This window comes from Sutcliffiella cohnii (genome assembly GCF_002250055.1).
Taxonomy (GTDB): Bacteria; Bacillota; Bacilli; order Bacillales; family Bacillaceae_I; genus Sutcliffiella; species Sutcliffiella cohnii.
The window spans coordinates 3,763,618-3,781,141 of sequence record NZ_CP018866.1; the positions used below are offsets into that span (position 1 = coordinate 3,763,618).

A 17,524-nucleotide genomic window follows, 5' to 3' on the forward strand; every position below is an offset into this window, starting at 1 on the left:
ATATACAAATCCCTTTTAAGAGGTGAGTGAATCAACGTTCGGTTCAAATACTACTTTAAAGGCTGAGCGATTTTTCTTATTAGACGCGGTGTCAATCGCATCTCGATATTTTTCAAGCGGAAATCGATGCGTAACCATTGGTGCCAAGTCTACTTTTCCATTTCGTATTAAATCAATTGCAATTTCAAACGTTCTCACTCTATTTCCTTTATACTCTTCTGTACTATAAGCAAAGCTGCCGCTAACATCTAATTCGTTCAGCCAGACGGTTGTCCAATCAATTCCATCCATTATGCCAGCTAAGCCTAGCAAAATAACTTTTCCACCGTTTCTAGCAAAACGTAACGAATCGTTAATACTTTGCTTTCTGCCGACACATTCATAAATCATGTCTGCACCACCTTCTATTACTTCTGGTCCAAACACAGGTTTTAACACTTTCCCTCCAATGGAGCTAGCAAGTTCCTCAATATAACTTTGCCTTCGCAACATAATAATGTCATCTGCTCCGTAATCCGAAGCTAATTGTGCTTGAAATTCGTGTTTTACAAGGGCCACAACTTTACACGGCAGCTCTAAAGCACGAATAGCAGCAATTACACTAATACCAATGACACCACCACCAATAACTAGAACCGTATCGCCTTCACTCGGAGGATTTCGCAACACACTATGTAATGCACAGCTAAACGGCTCGATCATAACGCCATTCAGATCATTCACTTCTTCTGGGAGCTTGAAAATTTGGCTCTTATGCGCAACGATATGAGAGCCCCATCCACCTCCAGTATCCCGACAAGTTCCTATTAAAAGCCCTGGTGAGAGGTCTCCTTCTGTTTTATATTGACAGAGGCTATAATTTCCTTTTTGACAAGCGGAACAGGCTGGTTCAATCCCTCTTACGGAGCAAGATAATATCGGATCAATTGCCACTCTATCGCCAGGTTGAAAACCCGTCACGTTCTCGCCAACAGTTTCGATTTCTCCTACGATTTCATGACCAATCGTAAAGGGAAATGAGACAAATGGAGATGTTGCAGGACTATCATTTAAAAATAGTAGATTTAAATCACTCCCACAAATGCCACCATATTTCACTTTTATTTTCACCCAATTACTATTCGGAAGCTCAGGTTCAGACTGATCATGGTATCGTAAACAAGATAACCGTGAATTCCAATAAATCGATGGAATAAGCCTTCCTGTCACTTTACTAAATACGTATTGAGGTATGTTGAAATCAAATTGGACTGCCTTCACATTTATCACCCACTCTTTTTGAGCGCTAGTTAGAAAGACGAAGCAAATATCATAATATTTCGCTTGTCCGATTAACCGCAAGTTATTCTAATGAAATTAATGATATTTTTACCAATTCCTTTACAAATATTCATTATTTTACTATAAATTGGTAAACAACTACTTTTTGTATAGATTCGTTCTTATTAGGTTATAATTTTCCTAAAAATTACATATTAGGTGGATGCGAATGTATTACTTTATCGTTAATAAAGTATCTGGAAGCGGAAGAGCGTATCGAATATGGAATCAAATAGAAAAGAGATTAAATAAAGAATGTATTCCATATTCTGTTTTTTTTACAGAGAGACAGAAGCATGCAACGGAGTTAGTAAAAGAGATTACCAAGAAGGATAATGTATCAGCTATTGTCGCTATCGGCGGAGATGGGACTGTCCATGAAGTAATTAACGGCATTATTGGCACTACAACACCGTTAGGAATTATTCCTGCTGGATCTGGTAATGATTTTTCACGCGGTCTTGGCATTCCATTAGATTACAATCTAGCATTAAATCGACTATTAAATGGCGAACCGAAAATCATCGATATCGGAAACGTCAACTCTACCTATTTTGGAACGGTTGCTGGAATTGGTTTTGATGGAAAAGTAGCGGATACGACGAATCGATCGAAACATAAGAAACTATTTAGTTCCGTCCGACTAGGGAAAATCTCTTATATTATTAGTGCATTAAATGTATTACTTCGTTATAAGCCACAAGATATAACGTTGAAAATTGATAATGAATTGCACCATCTCCCTGGCGTGTGGTTAGTTGCTGTTGCAAATTTACCTTTTTACGGTGGCGGCCTCGTTATTTGTCCGAAAGCAGTAAGCAACGATGGACTGTTTGAAATTTGTATTGCGCAAAACATGACGAAGTTGCAATTTTTACGATTGTTACCGACTGTTTTTAAAGGAAATCATACACATTCTCCTTCCATCACTATTTTAAAAGGAAAAGAACTAGAGATTATTTGTTCCGACCCGCTCCTCATTCACGGTGATGGTGAAATAATTGGACAAACACCTACAAAAATTAGAATTGAGCATAGCGCTTTACATGTGATGTCGTGAACAAAAGCGAAGGCGACTCTAGCACTAATAAAGACCAACTCGGGGAAGTTGGTCTTTTTCTACGTTTTTTATTTTCTTTCCATTTCTTTTATTTCTTCTTCATAATTAAACTCTACTAATGCAACAAACATTTTCTTGAAGTTTTCCAAAAAACTGCTCACTAGCTTAATCATGATGTTCCTCCTTTAAATATTCAACATTAATGTAAAATTAATTTTTACAAGTTTTGTTTATTTTATGTAAAGCAAATGTAAAAACACTATTGTTTATTCACGATATATCCATATTTATATATAGGTTACTTACCCTTTATCTAGAATAATAAAAGTAAGTAGTATATTTCACTTAGGGGTGAACAGGATGAAATTCAAACGAAACGAAGCATTTCGCTACGAGTTTGGAGTTCCATTGCCACTGTCATTTATCATTCAAAAAATTAACGGGACAGAAGTACGTTCATCATCTGGACATGCTCAGTTACTTGATATTAGCCCAGGTGGTATGAAAATTGAGAGCGACCTTGTGTTACCGAAGAAACATGATATAGAGCTTTTATTTACTGTAACGATAGGAGAAAAGGAAATAAAGGTAAGAGGAAAAGCTGTTTGGCAAAAACAGTTTGGAAAGTTATTTCAGTATGGAATTTTGCTGTTAGATGAAGAGATGGAAGACAGCATTATTGATGCGTTAAAAGAATTACAACGAGAAGTTCGCAAAAGGAAGTAAAAAGAATGGTCCCAAAAGGTATTCTCTGCTAACTTTTGGGACACCCCTCCTAGTCGTTACAACATTCCTCTCTCATATGACCAGAGCGGTTTATTTTTGTTTCTAAGTACTTTTCATTATACTCAGAAACGTCTCCCCATAACGGTTCTCTTCCCGAAACAGGCAACCCTGATTTTTTTAGCGCCTCTAATTTTTTGGGGTTATTCGTTATAAGCGTAACCGGCTTGCTACGTAATGCTTTTAAAACATGTATGGCATCGTTATAGTTTCGTGAGTCATCAACAAAGCCGAGCGCTTGATTCGCTTCTACAGTATCGTAGCCGTTTTCTTGAAGAATGTATGCCATTGCCTTACTAAATAACCCAATGCCTCTTCCTTCGTGATTAGCTAAGTAAAAAATTGCCCCATTTCCATGTTCGACAACCTTTTTCATTGATTGCTTTAATTGATATCCACAATCACATCTTTTACTACCGAAAATGTCGCCAGTATGGCAGATCGAATGCATACGAATAATCGCATCTTCACTATAGGCAAAATCACCATACGCTAATACACTTGACTGTTGAAATTCTGCCAAATTAATAGAAGATAACTTATGAATGATACTTTCAAAATTCTCCGTTACTTCATCACAGTTTAACCAGCAATACCATTGAAAAACTACCGTCTCATCGTATAAATTAACGGGAAGTTGAATTGGACCAACTAAGTAAATAGCACCCTTTTCTGTTTTAATTAACTGAATTTTATCTTCTAAAATTGATATTGTTTTTGAGTCAAATTTCGTTTGAGTCATGGCAGTGGCATCCCCTTTTTTAGTTAGTATTTGTTTTGTAAGGAGAAATTATCTATAAAGCAAGATGACAAAAAGGACGGTGACTAACCCCGTCCCTTTATACTCCTGTATATTTGAATGAATAAATATGAGTTTTTGTTAGCTCCATAACTTCTTGGATAAATTCTTCTTGGGACTCGTGAAAATCACTTGTAATCCAATTTTGGATAAGCCCGTAAAAGCCATAAGCTGTGTATCGTTTAAAATAGTCCATATTAACCGGAATGTTATTAATCGTTTCGAAGATGAACTTTTCTTGATAAATCTTTAAAATTGTTTGAGGAAGAGTTGTATGTAATCCCGGTAACGTATCATCATATTTTATCAATTCAAAGAAATTTCGATGCTTATAAATATAAGATACTATGTTAAACGACTGTTTATTGATCTTCGTTGTATATACTTTCTGCCCTGGTGTATGTGGTTGTCCAACAGAATCCCATAACCCTGTCATCATGCACTCTAGCAAGCTTTCAGCTAAATCAATTTTGTCATGATAATGAACATAAAATGTGCTGCGATTATAAGCTGCCTGATTTACAATATCTTTTACTGAAATAGCATGATATCCCTTTTCTTTTATTAGCTCCATGAGGGCGAGTTTTAAATGTTCTTTTGTCCGGTTTTGTCGATTTGATAAAACTTCCACTCCATCGTGCATTAAAAAACCTCCCTAAAAAGACAGTTTTATCGAAAATGTCTAACAGTTAGACATTTACAATTTCTTTGATGATTGTTAATCGTTCACAAAATAGTAAAATATAATTGTGACCAAATGGTGACAAAACTTATGGGTCATTGTACTCAACAATATTATATCAATATTATTTATTAAGGGGGATTATATAATGGGAAAATTACAAGATAAAGTAGCAGTCATTACAGGTGGAGCTTCAGGAATAGGGGCAGAAACAGCTCGTTTATTCGTTCAAGAAGGAGCAAAAGTTGTACTAGTTGACCTTAATGAGGAAAAAGGAAAAGCTTTTGAAGCAGAATTGAAAGCGCTAAACGCGGAAGCACTATTTGTAAAAGCAAACATTACAAGTGAAGAAGACGTAGCAAATATTTATAAACAAACAATTGAAGCATTCGGTAAAGTCGATGTTGTGTTCAATAATGCAGGTATCGGTCGAGTTCAACCTTCACACGAATTAGAGTACTCTGAGTGGAGAAATACTGTAAACGTTGACTTAGATGGCGTTTTCTTAGTAGCACGTGAAGCTATTCGTGAATTTCTAAAAGCTGGTGGCGGTGTAATCGTTAACACGGCATCTATGTACGGTTGGGTTGGATCACCAGGTTCAGCAGCTTATAACGCAGCGAAAGGCGGAGTTGTTAACTTAACTCGCTCCCTCGGACTTGAATATGCAGAACAAAACATTCGTGTAAATGCACTTTGCCCTGGATTCATTGATACACCAATTATTCCAGAAGAAAGTAAAGAAGTATTACGTAGTATGACTCCGATGAAGCGTCTTGGACAAGCAGAAGAAATGGCGAAAGCTGTCCTATTCCTAGCTAGTGACGATTCTACATTCATGACTGGTAATAGTTTAATTGTTGACGGTGGATATACTGCTCAATAAATAATATTTGCCCATCACCTTTTTTGGTGGTGGGTTTTATCTTTATTTGGTACGTTTATTAAACAAGTAAAAAGACTGTGACGTAAATCATAAGTCTTCCTAATAATAAAGCATAATGCTTCCAGCCTTTGATACTAAAGGGTTTCATATGCAATTAATGGAGTGTTTTGTTCAAAAAAATGTAGTGATTAAAATATCACTACATTTCTTTGTATTAATTATATGGCTTTTGGAAAGCTTATCGTTTATTTTTTTATTTTTGGAAAACTTATCGTTTATTCTGCTTTTGACCAAGAATATCAACTTTGTTCAGCTTACACATTGAAAATTCTCCGTCTTACTATCATTGATTTACAGCCACAAGAATGTATAACAATTCCATACTTTTACACCGATTGTCAGTAAACACCACATGCTGTCAATGTGATGACCAATAGGATAACCTCAGAGTTTTTGAAGTTAAAAAATCTAATCCTCCTTATTTATACCGAGGAATTAGGGTAGGATTTGACCTTTTGCATCACACAAGTTTGGAAAAACATTTTCTATTAAGTAGTATCTTTGTACTTCGCAGCAAATAGAACTATTGTTTTCTCACCTTACTTATTCAACAAATGCGCCCTATTGTTGAAGATCTTCAGTTAATACTTAATTAGAGAAATGCTCCCAGATTGTTTAAGATTAATTATAATTGCTTTTAGGTTATTCTTCTTGCTAGATCTTCACACCTTTTAATCCATAACTCGTTATATCTTTCCTTGGGTAAAACTCGGGTTTCCAAATCACCAATATAATTTATCTTTTTTTCCCTACACCATTCCAAACACACACTATATAAATTCATATCAAGAACATCTTCATCCCAATATACAGGAATTTCCTTCATTCCAGCTTTGAAGTATAGTAATGCCCTTGTATGTCCATCAGTAAAGAATACATCTTTTCCAAATTGTTTGATTGGTAGAGGATGATTATTAGTATCCTCTAAAGGATTATAGTTTTCTCTTAAATCTTCTAGTTTTGCTTGATTAATATATAATTGACTTGGCTTTATATTTTTTAGATCCATGTATAATTTTCGCAAATCCTCACCTTACCTCTCTTGTTCCACTATTCTGCCCGTGCTATTTATCATTTTGACCCATATAAAACGAGCGCTGATCCTTGTTCCTGGATCGCGCCCGATCGCTGAAGATCGATATTTATTTTGGAGGCTCTAATAAGTTCTCACTTGTTAAAGCTTTTTTGTTAGACAAAAGACAAAATGGTCATTAGGATTCCAAATGTGCAAATCATCAGCAATGTAGCCCCGAAGCCACAACTCGTCGTTAATTCGTCTAAGGTAAAAGCCTTTCGGAAAATTATCGTCTTCAGTTAGTATCTCCGTTGCTATTGTCATGGATCCTGTTGGAGCTTGATGTTGCTGTAAAGAAGTTCCCGAATCACCTTCAGGCTGATCCAGATACTCTAGTCTTAGATAAGGTCCCAACTCAAGTGGACACAATTCCAAACCGAGTTCGCTCGCTTTTTTATAGATTTGAGGAGTTGTAGCACCCTCAGGGAAGCCAAGGTAAGCAACAGTTAGTTCAATCGTCCGCAAGCTATACTTTGTTTCAGAAGTCATAAATTTTTCATCGGTTAATAGCCTCTCTCCATACTCATTCAACAGGATAGAGTATTCCTGCAATCTCCGTATAAGCTGCTGTTTCGTAAGTCCACCAAGCTCTACCGTTCTCGTAATAATTGGACAATCAGGGTATGTTTCTTCATTTCCTATACGCATTCGTATTCACTCCCTTACAAATTGATAAAAAGCTATTAAAAATCGTTGTGAAAGACTTTACAATTTTGTATTAGTAACTGTTTATTAAATATCAACCTATTCCGTATTTGTAAAGAAAATAGACTGTAAATTACTGTTTATCTATAAATTCCTGGCAACTTTCACAAAATCCATCTTCTGTACCGTCTAAAGGTTCCTCACATTTCATGCACTCGCCTACCTGATTTGTATGACCACAGATAAAGCAGTGTCCTACTGTATATTCATTTTCCTTTGATATATTAACCGCAAATCCCTGGCATTCTTCACAAGGAAATGAAGCCATATCCTCCCCTATTTCGGGCATTTTCTCTTCCAATAAGTTATGGACAAGAGTTTCCAGTTCCTCTAAAGCCGAAACATCCAACTCGTCTAGTATACTCGGCATAAAACAACCTTGTTCTTCATTAAATTCTGCTTCGCCGTTCGTATAGCTAATTTCGAAACTTTCCTGATATTCACCGTTGTAATATACTAAAAATTTCACATTGCTTGTTCCGGCTGCTTCTGCATTAATGAAAGGTTCTACATCAACTGTTATACTATTATTAATAGCATTGTGAACAATCATAAACACATTTTCATCGTTATCTTTTAACAAAGGCTCACTATAGGTAATTTCAAGTTCACTTCTGTAGTAAATGTCTTGCTTAATTTCTTCAAAAGCTGTATTAATGTGTTCTTGTAGTAATTCGATGATGTCATCCTCATCTCGAATTTCCACTCCACTTTCCTCTGCCATTAATTCTCTCAGATCAGCTTCTCTTTGACGGTATTCGCTCTCTTCCATCTCTTCCAATTCTTCCAGGAAGTTGTTCATTTCTTGTTCTAAATGTTCGGAGAATTTATCCTCTGCCTCCGTAATTAGCGTCAGCAGATCACCCATGCTTTTCTTAAACTTTTGATACAACTTATTATCAATTAGTTTGTTATGAGCCACATGGTTTCGGTCCGTGCTAAAATTTTCCCATTTTCCTTGGAATTCCCTTAGGTTACAAGAAAACCACGGCGCGAAGTAGTCTTCCCAAAAATCTTTGTCCACTTCCATTTGCTCTTGCAAAATTTTGGTTAAACCTTTCTGAAGTCCTTCAATCGATTTTTCGTCATTCATTAAATTATTCATAATGTATTGAAAGCGATGAAGGTCTTTCCGCCGCTCAATATTATTTTCCGGTTCGGCAAAACCAAATATAAATGAATCATCTTTACTAAAAATATTCGTTCCTTTCACTCGGTAGGTTTTAAACGAGATGATAGTAACTAAATCCCCGGTATCAATAGACAATAAATTTGTATGGATGTTTTTAAAGCTAGGCGCCCGGTCTCTGTATGGGTCATTCCTTTGGTTGTATTTTTTAGTCAAGTGAGTGGGCATATATTTTTCCCACCAATCGCCGCCTAGATTATAAAATAAGATTGTGTTGATTAAACGGCGCAGGGAATTTTCTACGGAATGAACGTCCTTATATAAATCTTCCGCTAATTCCTCTGATTGTCGATCCTCCAGCCACACACACTGTTCCCACTCATCTATTATTAAATCTTTTATCTTAATCTTTAAATCATGCAACTCTTTATCATCTTTCGATTCCACTTCCCTTGAAATGTCCGCCTTCAATTGAGAAGTCCCATGCGTCATAATAAAAGTAAACTGAACAAAATACTGCTTGTCCTTTAAAACAAGAGTACATTTTCGCATTCGATCTTTATTTGTATAAAACTCTAAATCTTTTGCTGCTAATTCGATTTCAACCTTTTCCATTAGCTCTGTTGTATATTCTTTAAAGTCAAAGCTTTCCTGTTTACTGTTAATCATTACAAACCTAATCATGCTTTTCATGCCTTTATCCTCCTGAACGTCCTACGTATCTATTATTCATACCAATACATCATACGTTGGCGCACACTTTCTCTAGTCGAACAAAATAATGTATTTACCATTATCATGTTGTAAATTGGAACATTATTCAAGCATTTCTTCGTTTTTTTGGCATTTTTCATTCAAGGGATAAGGAATGCTTTGATATTTTTAACCACTATGCTTTTATTGAATCCATCCTTCCAGCCACTCGCCTTTATATTGTATGAAAAAATCCCAATACCAAAAATCACTTTCAGATTTGTTAAGATTCTGTTGTGTTTATTGAACTAACCGTTAGCAATAGGTAAGCGTTTGAAGTTATCTCCGGCTTTTCCCCTGCTCCACACGGAACGTGCCAGTTTCCTAGCATTCCGCGTTCCATCTAACGATGGTTTTGTTAATTATAAGTTTCAAGTTACTCTTGTTGTTTTGGGTTATTTGATTTGTTCTAATTCACATGCTTCCCGATATTTATTAATTTTCTGTAGCACCGGTTCTGTGATACCCAATTTTTTCATGAGTAGGTTCATCTTAATTATATCTGTCATATGGATAAGTTTATGTACATCTTTATGAAGGATGCGTAGGTTATGAAACTTGTCGCTTCCACCGAGTTGTATAGGAATAAAGTGATGGCAGTGCAAATCATGTGCTTGAAGAAATAATCCTGTGATTTCACATTTTCCATTTTTCATACTATATCGGCTTATTCGATTATCCATATATTCGACACTGCGTGTCGGGATTTTCGACTCCATTAAAAGAGCTATTTCTTGCTTGATATTCTTGTGCAAGTTCTTATGAATCTGCGCTCGACCTTTCACCGTGAATGGTGTTAGACTTTGTGTAAAACTAATCACGTTTTTTGTCTGAACATTCGCGATAGGGAAAAGGTGAATACCTGCAATTTTAAAAGTCTTGAATCCTAAACTATAAAATTTCTTGTAGGTTGGTGGTGGATTCGTTGGATGTGCGTATTTCCCGATAGGCTTAAGACGATTGTACATCATTGCACGTATTTCATAGGCAAGACGTGAGAACGCTAAATTGACATGTGTTGCTCTATTAAAGTAATTATGTAGACCTAAGACAAAACTATTAAAGCGTAAAGCATTTTGAACTGTTGGTGAGGAACGCAGTATTTCGATTCGTTTCCTCGCTTCAGCCTTTATTTTCTGTATTTTCTCGTTGCGAACGAAAGTGTGAGCCACTCGTTTTTTACCTTTACGATTTGCACGTATAGTGAACCCAAGAAAAGCAGATTCTTGTTTACGCAAATTAATAATCTTCGATTTTTCCGGTGAAATATCAAGTTTTAGCCGTTCTTTTAGAAATAGCTTTACTGCGTGATACCATTTTTCGGCTGTTTTCCAATCTCTACAAAGTATTTTGAAGTCATCTGCATAGCGTACCATATAACCCTCTTTTAAGTGAGTACGCTTTTTTGCGAGGAGTTCACCTTCCCTAGTCTTAAAGGATTTGTGAAGAGGGAAGAGTTCCCATTGATTCGCTACCCATTGGTCTAATTCATTCAAAACAATGTTCGATAATAGTGGTGATAGTAACCCACCTTGCGGAGATCCTTTAGTAGGAATACCCTCTCCATCAACCTCGGCTTTTAACATTTTAGCTATGCAAACGAGGACTTGTCTGTCTCGAATACCTAGATTCCACAGTTGTTTAATTAACAATGTATGATTGATATTGTCAAAGAAACCTTTAATATCAATATCTACAACATAATGAAGTTTTGAATGGTTCACAAGAAATTGAACTCTTGCCATTGCATGATGAGTAGACCGTAAAGGTCTGAACCCGTAACTATGGTTGTAGAAATGAGCTTCCGCAATTGGCTCTAGCACTTGTTTAAAGCACTGTTGAATGATTCTATCAAGGATACATGGAATGCCTAGAGGTCGCATTTTGCCATTATCTTTTTCTATTAGTTTACGTCTTACCTTCTTCGGTCGATAATTCTTGAGCTGTCTCTGTATTTCTTCTATTAATTCGTTCTCGGGTCGTTTCTCAATATCTAAGATGGTTTTCCCATCTGTACCTGGGGTCTTCGACCCTTTGTTTGACTTAATTGTTCGATACGCTAATAAAATATTATTCCTTGACGTGATAATGTCGTATAGACACTGGAATGTTTCTTTATTTTTAGCTCGTTGATGTAAGTCTGTAAAGGTGTCGGTCATACCATAATAATCCCAATATCGTAGAGCTTGCACTGTGGCATCATTCCTTTATGAATTGATGTTCCCACATTCTTACCCGACCGGTGCAATGCACGTTTGAAAAATAATTATTAACTATCGTCAGACTTGGGGCTATTCCTCCACCTTCATTACAAAGCTTTCATCAGTCATACCCCTACCCTCATAAGGACAAATGCATTTCACAGTAACACTTATAGCAACCGTTTCGGGTGACAGCCCTTGAATCAACGTTCCTTACTTTCCAAGTCCCTCATAACCTAGCTATCCGTTCTAAACTTAGGTGCTTCCTGTAAGCCTGTGAGCTGGATACCGCCATTGTTCAGTATAATGTGTTTCATAGAAGCAATTTTTACTCCACATCACTCACCCCATCGTGAGATGGGACAATAGTTTCCTATTGTTCGTAACTTTAGACCCGTACGTTCGGAAGTTTGTCTGTTCTTTTCCACAAGAAAATTCTCACCATATATAGTTTTTCAGCCATCCGGCATATCCATTGGCATACCTTTTCCTTAAGGAACGGCTTCAGCCTTTGTTCTGCCGACTTCACCTGTGCTCCAGACCCCATAGTCTGTCAACTATGGCGCATGCAGGAATATTAATGGGGTAGTTTCAAAATACGTGGTTTTATCATTCCTACCCTCGGTTATAAAGTTAGGATTTCCGTAGAAATCCCTTGTCGTTTCACACATTAGCGCTTATGACAAAACTTGTCGCGCTACCCCGTTACTTCAACAAGAGAAAGGCGATAACCTTTATTAAGCTATCGCACCCGTTTAGTTGAACAAGCACTTTCTCTTCTATTACAGTAATTTTCGAACTTCTAACTATATAAGTACAATATTAGTATTTTGAAATTTCTTAATGTTTAGTTTGGATTATGTTATACTTTTCCTTAGTGAAACAAGGAGGTACAAGTCCAATGGTAAAAAAATAATATGAGAAAATCTTAAATTATTTTAATAACATTAGAGTAAAACATGTAGATTTTCTCTTTCATAGAATGAATATATAGAAGAGAGGAAAAATAACATGTTAAATAAATTAAGTGATACTATTTATTATTTATCCAATCAAGATGATAGAGAACGACCAACATTAGGACTGGTATGTGGTGACCGATATAGTCTAATAATAGATTCTGGTAATTCTCCTCAGCATGCTCAGGACTTTTTACTAGAAATTGAGAACCTAAATGTATCACCAGTTAAATATGTCGTTATTACCCATGCACATTGGGACCATTTTTTAGGTATGAATGAATTTGATGCAACAGTTATAGTTAATAGTCAAACAAACGAATCGATAAAAGAATGGAAAAATTTGTCCTATGACGATAGTTCACTACAAAAGTATGTAAATACTAATCAGATGAGTGCTATGTGTATGAAGATTATACAAACTGATATGCCAAACAGAGACTGTTTTAAGTTGAAATCTCCAGATGTAATCTTTAAAAATAAATTAACTATTGATTTAGGTAATAAAATTTGCATTCTCGAAAGAATTAAGAGTACTCATACAGATGACTCTACTATCATATATATTCCTGATGAAAAAGTAATTTTTTTAGGTGATTGTGCATATGGTACAACCACAAATTCTTTATTTCATTACAAGCAATCATTGTTATTACCTATGATTAAAGACATTCAAAAATATGATGCGGAAATGTTCCTACTTGGTCATGAATCTATCTGTGATTTAAATGAAATAAACATATATTGGGAAGAGTTAACAACAGCCAGTCAAGTTGTAAAGTCCACCTCACTGGAAAATGCGATAGAGTTCTTTAAGGCAGAAAATAAAAGGGACCCTAATGATAATGAATTATTTTTCATAAAAGCATTTGTTAATGACCTTATTATTCAGTCACAATAATTCTATAGAATACATTTATCAAATATAAACAGTAGCCATCTCATTAAAAATTGAATTGAGGTGGCTTTTAATTAGTCGATAATGATAAGCGTTTCTTAATAGAATTGCTTCGTTTTATTGTTCAAATGGGTATACAAATTCACCTTCTCTTGTTCAACTAAACTGATCCGTTAGTACAATAACACTTCTACAAAAAGCGCTAATCCCTTCTTGGATCAACACACCCTTTACTTTAATAAGTATATTACTTTTTAATTTTATAGATTAAAAATAATCCCAGTATCAACGTTATTATTCCAATTGATAAATACCATCCTTTTCCGTCATAAGCTAAATAAATAAGTAACTCCCAAAGATTTTTCGGTCCTGATATCGTGGGGTCACTACTTGGAAATGCATTGGTTGATTATATGTAATCGTCTGATATGGATCACCAATTTTTTGAAAAATATTAATCTCTGTTCCAAAAATATCTTCTAGTAATATAGTGCCTGCTGGTGTTGTATCTTGAAATTCATCCAGAAAAACATATTTAAACCGGTTCCTAAGCATTTCCTTAAAACGGTTTTCCAGTAAAAAGATACTTGAAAATAAAAACGTATCATCGTGTGTTAGAAACCCCTGTATCTTTCTAGAAACCTTTGCTTCTATCATTTGCTGTAACCGTCAAGTAGAATTAAACAGTTTTTCACAATTAATTTTAAACAGTTTCCCACAATTAAGATTCAACAGTTTGATTTTTCCCTTCGAATATTGTTTTTCTGTATTTCATCCTAATACTGTCCCCATCACTATTAAATGCTACAACTTCACTACGATGTAAGAGACGATCCTAAAATTGCATTTGTTAAAGTAGGGTCTCCTAAAAACTTACCCCACTCACCTGGCCCCTTATTGGATGTTAAAATAAATGCTGTTTTATCATATAAATCATAAATAAACTGGAAGAAAAGGTTTGCCTCTACCGTTTCATAAGTCATGTACATAACATCATCTATAATGATTAAATCTGAATTTATAATTCTCTTATAACGTGTTTTAGATTTATTAATATACTCCCTAGATTTCAGAACATATATTAACTGACTCATTGAAATGAAGGAAACCTGATAGCCTTTTTCAACAGCGTGTATTCCTAAAGCTATAGATAAATGAGTTTTGCCTACTCCCGTCGGCCCCATCATAATTAATGTAAAACATTCCTCAATCCAATTGAGTTCTTTTAATACATTTAATTGTTTTTCTCCAATGGCAGTCTGTTCTTCAAGATTATAACTTTCAAATGTTAGATTCTCGGGAAATTCAGCCCATTTCATCAATCTTTCATTATTCTTTTTTTCCCTACAGCCCATTTCATAACTCAATACTTCGTGTATAAACTCGTGGTAAGTCCAGTTTTTAGATTCAGCTTGTCTAAGTATATTTGGTAATTCTTTTGCCGTCTCTGCGAGACGCAGAGTACGGCATTTATCCTGTAATATTTCATAAGGTTGATTCATCATTTAGTACCTCCAGCCAATACTTTTAAATGAATATCTTCAGTACGTTCTGGTGCTGTTATGTCTTTATATTTTTCATTAGGCAGCCCCGCTATATCAGGTTTCTTTTGGCTCTGTATGGAAAGTGAATACGCAATATCTCTAAAGTCATTTGCACTAGTCATGTTTAATTTTTTCATCTCCAATAAAGCCTGTTCGCTAAAGCTAGGGTACTTTTTGATGGAACCTTGAATTACGTTTAACTGATCAACTAAATGACGCGGGTACCGTTCTTTTAATTTAAGAATCAACCATTCTATTCTTTCTTTGTCATCAAACACATCTTTTATTTGTCTTATCAAAGTCTCTCTTTTATTAATACTAAATTCACGATGAGATGGATCTGATATGATTAATCCTTTTCCTGAAGAAACTCGATGCTTCGCTATTGTTCCTCCAGTTTGTTTTAGTTTTATTACTAAATTTTCCCCTTCTAAGAAAACGTATGCGATATTGGGAGAGTCAGGTCTATATGTACCATTTGGTACACTATAACGATTACCTTCGTAGCGAATTACATTGTCCTTGTATAAATGCTAACTTAAGAATGTACAAAAATGATTATTTAAAAATGTACAGCTTTGATAAGTTAATGGATAATATTCTAGAGGTGAAAGAATATTATGCATATGCAAATCAGTGTTAATACAGATATTGAAATTAAGAGTTTAGCAGACTTACCAAAATTAAAATTATTAATGGAGAGCTTAAAGATGAAAATCAATAAGAGTAAATTGGCCCGGGATATGGGTGTAGATCGGAGGACGATTGACAAATATCTAAAGGGATATAAGCCGAAAAGCACTCGTAAAAGAACATCAAAAGTGGATGAATACTATGAGGTCATAAAGTTGCTTCTGTCAGAAGGATCCATTCAAAAATTTTATTACAAGAGAGTTCTATGGCAATACTTGAAAGATAATCATGGCTTAGATTGTGGACAATCAACTTTTAGAAAATACATATCCAGTAAATCGGAATTCCAAAGTTATCTTAAATCAGAGAAGCGTAAGAGTACAGTTAGTGAAGTGGTCCGTTTTGAAACACCACCAGCAGAACAAGCGCAATTAGATTGGAAAGAAAATATTCGCTATATTACAAAAGACGGGGAAATCCTATATGTGAATGTATATGTATTATTACTTTCCTATTCAAGGTTTCGTACATACAACCTATCAATCTCTAAGTCTCAAAGTATATTATTGTCATTCCTTACGGAAAGTTTTGAGGCATTTGGAGGAGTGCCGAAAACCATTCTGACAGACAACATGAAAACGATTATGGACGAACCTCGAACAGAATATCAAAAAGGAAAAGTAAACGAGAAATTTTTTCAATTTTCTAAGGATATGGGATTTGAAGTAAAGCCCTGTATCGCTGGGAGACCGAGGACAAAAGGAAAAGTAGAATCACCAATGAAACTACTTGATGAAATTCACGCATATCAAGGAAAGTTTGATTATGAAGAGCTTTATCAATTTGTCCAAAAGTTATGTGATCGTATTAACAATAGCTATCATCAAGGAACAGGAAAAATCCCAATACTAGCAATAAATAAAGAAAGAAATCTCCTATCCCCATTACCACATGAACGAATAAGAGATTCCTATAGAATTGATCATACACCTGTAAAAGTAAATCCGTCTAATATGGTTACTTACAAATCCAATCAGTATTCAGTCCCACCTGGATACATCGGAAAAACGGTTCGTTTACAAGTATATGACAACCATATCTTTGTTTATTATAACACGGATTTAATTGTCCAACACCCTATTCGCCAGTCAAAAATTAATTACAAGCCGGAGCATTACGCTGATACATTAGCAAGAGGACTACCGTCCTCTACGAATATAGAAGAACTGGCAATGAAAAACTTAGAGGCAATTAATGAGGTGTATAAAAATGAATAGCAGCTATAACAAACTTGTAAAAAATTTAGAGTATTTAAAGTTAAAACAAATGGTCCTGCATCTCGATGAAACCATTGATTTTATGACCAAGAATGAATTGTCGTTTACAGACACTATGATCAAACTGACGGACTATGAAATTGACATGAAGGAAGTAAACATGGTGAGGTCAATGGTAAAAGTCGGTGCATTTCCGCATTTTAAGGAAATAAAAGACTTTGATTTTGACTTTCAACCATCGATTAATAAACAACAAATCTTAGACTTTACTACCTTACGGTTTATTGAACAGAAAGAAAATATCGTTTTTTTGGGAACAAGTGGAGTAGGGAAAACTCATTTAGCAACAGCGATTGGAATCGCAGCTGCCAAGAAAAGAACGAGCACCTATTTTATTAAATGTAATGATTTAATTCTAAATCTAAAAAAGGCGAAACTTGAAAATCGTTTAGAAACCAGGCTGAAACATTATGCGAAATACAAGCTACTGATTATTGATGAAATTGGCTACCTTCCAATTGACGCAGAAGATGCCAAGTTATTTTTCCAGTTAATCGATATGAGATATGAACAGAAGAGCACTATTTTGACAACAAATGCCAGCTTCAAAACATGGGGTGAAATATTTCAAGACCCTAAAATAGCCAATGCCATTTTAGACCGTGTTCTTCATCACGCCACAGTGGTTAATATTATCGGCGACTCATATCGGTTAAAAGATCATTTTAACAGGGAAAACAAAGTACAAGGAGATAAATAA

16 protein-coding genes and 1 pseudogene are annotated in these 17,524 nt (G+C 35.2%); 7 read left to right on the plus strand and 10 right to left on the minus strand.

The features are described from left to right. Window positions 1-15: 15 nt before the first annotated feature. Window positions 16-1,260, minus strand: a complete 1,245-nt coding sequence (locus BC6307_RS19035; RefSeq protein WP_066417855.1) for a zinc-dependent alcohol dehydrogenase — start codon at window positions 1,258-1,260, stop codon at window positions 16-18. 229 nt (window positions 1,261-1,489) lie between these two features. Here BC6307_RS19035 and BC6307_RS19040 point away from each other — a divergent pair, with 229 nt between their 5' ends. Together BC6307_RS19040 and BC6307_RS19045 are read left to right on the plus strand one after the other, a co-directional pair. After that, on the plus strand, window positions 1,490-2,380 hold the full coding sequence (locus BC6307_RS19040) for a diacylglycerol/lipid kinase family protein (RefSeq protein WP_066417857.1): 891 nt from the start codon (window positions 1,490-1,492) through the stop codon (window positions 2,378-2,380). Between the two features lie 360 nt (window positions 2,381-2,740). Further along, window positions 2,741-3,106: a PilZ domain-containing protein gene (locus BC6307_RS19045; protein WP_066417859.1), complete on the plus strand. Its 366-nt coding sequence runs from the start codon at window positions 2,741-2,743 to the stop codon at window positions 3,104-3,106. Between the two features lie 49 nt (window positions 3,107-3,155). On the opposite strand, the gene BC6307_RS19050 is transcribed toward BC6307_RS19045, so the two are convergent. Together BC6307_RS19050 and BC6307_RS19055 are read right to left on the minus strand one after the other, a co-directional pair. Further along, window positions 3,156-3,905: a GTP cyclohydrolase II gene (locus BC6307_RS19050; protein WP_066417861.1), complete on the minus strand. Its 750-nt coding sequence runs from the start codon at window positions 3,903-3,905 to the stop codon at window positions 3,156-3,158. A 97-nt stretch (window positions 3,906-4,002) separates the two neighbouring features. Further along, complete coding sequence (locus BC6307_RS19055) at window positions 4,003-4,605, minus strand: TetR/AcrR family transcriptional regulator (RefSeq protein ID WP_066417863.1); 603 nt, start codon at window positions 4,603-4,605, stop codon at window positions 4,003-4,005. A gap of 187 nt (window positions 4,606-4,792) precedes the next feature. Here BC6307_RS19055 and BC6307_RS19060 point away from each other — a divergent pair, with 187 nt between their 5' ends. Next, window positions 4,793-5,530: an SDR family NAD(P)-dependent oxidoreductase gene (locus BC6307_RS19060; RefSeq protein WP_066417866.1), complete on the plus strand. Its 738-nt coding sequence runs from the start codon at window positions 4,793-4,795 to the stop codon at window positions 5,528-5,530. Window positions 5,531-6,227: 697 nt separating this feature from the next. Here the strand turns inward: BC6307_RS19060 and BC6307_RS19065 are convergent. The 4 genes from BC6307_RS19065 to ltrA form a co-directional block, all read right to left on the minus strand. Next, a complete protein-coding gene (locus BC6307_RS19065; protein ID WP_235858177.1) occupies window positions 6,228-6,614 on the minus strand; it encodes a hypothetical protein in 387 nt (128 codons plus the stop codon). A gap of 150 nt (window positions 6,615-6,764) precedes the next feature. Next, window positions 6,765-7,313, minus strand: a complete 549-nt coding sequence (locus BC6307_RS19070) for a helicase (RefSeq protein ID WP_066417869.1) — start codon at window positions 7,311-7,313, stop codon at window positions 6,765-6,767. A gap of 130 nt (window positions 7,314-7,443) precedes the next feature. Continuing rightward, window positions 7,444-9,168 carry a hypothetical protein gene (locus tag BC6307_RS19075; RefSeq protein ID WP_244905120.1) on the minus strand — a complete coding sequence of 575 codons (1,725 nt, stop codon included), beginning with the start codon at window positions 9,166-9,168 and terminating at the stop codon, window positions 7,444-7,446. A gap of 479 nt (window positions 9,169-9,647) precedes the next feature. Further along, complete coding sequence (gene ltrA / locus BC6307_RS19080; RefSeq protein ID WP_174522379.1) at window positions 9,648-11,444, minus strand: group II intron reverse transcriptase/maturase; 1,797 nt, start codon at window positions 11,442-11,444, stop codon at window positions 9,648-9,650. A gap of 1,020 nt (window positions 11,445-12,464) precedes the next feature. On the opposite strand from ltrA, the gene BC6307_RS19085 reads away from it, so the two are divergent. Then, window positions 12,465-13,313, plus strand: coding sequence for an MBL fold metallo-hydrolase (locus tag BC6307_RS19085; protein WP_066417874.1), 849 nt, complete (start codon window positions 12,465-12,467; stop codon window positions 13,311-13,313). A gap of 330 nt (window positions 13,314-13,643) precedes the next feature. Here BC6307_RS19085 and BC6307_RS19090 read toward each other — a convergent pair whose 3' ends face one another. The 3 genes and pseudogenes from BC6307_RS19090 to BC6307_RS19100 form a co-directional block, all read right to left on the minus strand. Then, window positions 13,644-13,967, minus strand: a complete 324-nt coding sequence (locus tag BC6307_RS19090) for a UvrD-helicase domain-containing protein (protein ID WP_066417876.1) — start codon at window positions 13,965-13,967, stop codon at window positions 13,644-13,646. 64 nt (window positions 13,968-14,031) lie between these two features. Continuing rightward, window positions 14,032-14,812: pseudogene (gene istB, locus BC6307_RS19095) on the minus strand (IS21-like element helper ATPase IstB). After that, window positions 14,812-15,153, minus strand: a complete 342-nt coding sequence (locus BC6307_RS19100) for a hypothetical protein (RefSeq protein WP_066417878.1) — start codon at window positions 15,151-15,153, stop codon at window positions 14,812-14,814. The pseudogene istB (BC6307_RS19095) and the gene BC6307_RS19100 overlap by 1 nt, the downstream one beginning before the upstream one ends. A gap of 170 nt (window positions 15,154-15,323) precedes the next feature. Here BC6307_RS19100 and BC6307_RS24885 point away from each other — a divergent pair, with 170 nt between their 5' ends. From BC6307_RS24885 to istB (BC6307_RS19110), 3 genes are read left to right on the plus strand one after another with little or no spacing between them, the layout of a single operon-like run. Further along, window positions 15,324-15,497, plus strand: a complete 174-nt coding sequence (locus BC6307_RS24885) for a hypothetical protein (RefSeq protein WP_157729289.1) — start codon at window positions 15,324-15,326, stop codon at window positions 15,495-15,497. Beyond that, window positions 15,475-16,764 (plus strand): IS21 family transposase, encoded by a 1,290-nt coding sequence (gene istA / locus BC6307_RS19105; RefSeq protein WP_066417881.1) that lies wholly within the window; start codon window positions 15,475-15,477, stop codon window positions 16,762-16,764. The genes BC6307_RS24885 and istA overlap by 23 nt, the downstream gene beginning before the upstream one ends. Next, the gene (gene istB, locus BC6307_RS19110; RefSeq protein WP_066417888.1) at window positions 16,757-17,524 is read left to right on the plus strand and encodes an IS21-like element helper ATPase IstB; all 768 of its coding nucleotides are present in this window, start codon (window positions 16,757-16,759) and stop codon (window positions 17,522-17,524) included. Before istA ends, istB (BC6307_RS19110) begins: the two co-directional genes overlap by 8 nt.

What these genes read in the sequence shown, in the direction of transcription:
- BC6307_RS19055 (WP_066417863.1), bottom strand. Translation starts at nt 4,605, where the DNA reads ATGCACGATGGAGTGGAAGTTTTATCAAATCGACAAAACCGGACAAAA.
- istA (WP_066417881.1), top strand. Translation starts at nt 15,475, where the DNA reads ATGCATATGCAAATCAGTGTTAATACAGATATTGAAATTAAGAGTTTA.
- BC6307_RS24885 (WP_157729289.1), top strand. Translation starts at nt 15,324, where the DNA reads ATGTACCATTTGGTACACTATAACGATTACCTTCGTAGCGAATTACAT.
- BC6307_RS19090 (WP_066417876.1), bottom strand. Translation starts at nt 13,967, where the DNA reads ATGATAGAAGCAAAGGTTTCTAGAAAGATACAGGGGTTTCTAACACAC.
- BC6307_RS19075 (WP_244905120.1), bottom strand. Translation starts at nt 9,168, where the DNA reads ATGATTAACAGTAAACAGGAAAGCTTTGACTTTAAAGAATATACAACA.
- istB (WP_066417888.1), top strand. Translation starts at nt 16,757, where the DNA reads ATGAATAGCAGCTATAACAAACTTGTAAAAAATTTAGAGTATTTAAAG.
- BC6307_RS19045 (WP_066417859.1), top strand. Translation starts at nt 2,741, where the DNA reads ATGAAATTCAAACGAAACGAAGCATTTCGCTACGAGTTTGGAGTTCCA.
- BC6307_RS19060 (WP_066417866.1), top strand. Translation starts at nt 4,793, where the DNA reads ATGGGAAAATTACAAGATAAAGTAGCAGTCATTACAGGTGGAGCTTCA.
- BC6307_RS19085 (WP_066417874.1), top strand. Translation starts at nt 12,465, where the DNA reads ATGTTAAATAAATTAAGTGATACTATTTATTATTTATCCAATCAAGAT.
- BC6307_RS19070 (WP_066417869.1), bottom strand. Translation starts at nt 7,313, where the DNA reads ATGCGTATAGGAAATGAAGAAACATACCCTGATTGTCCAATTATTACG.
- BC6307_RS19040 (WP_066417857.1), top strand. Translation starts at nt 1,490, where the DNA reads ATGTATTACTTTATCGTTAATAAAGTATCTGGAAGCGGAAGAGCGTAT.
- BC6307_RS19050 (WP_066417861.1), bottom strand. Translation starts at nt 3,905, where the DNA reads ATGACTCAAACGAAATTTGACTCAAAAACAATATCAATTTTAGAAGAT.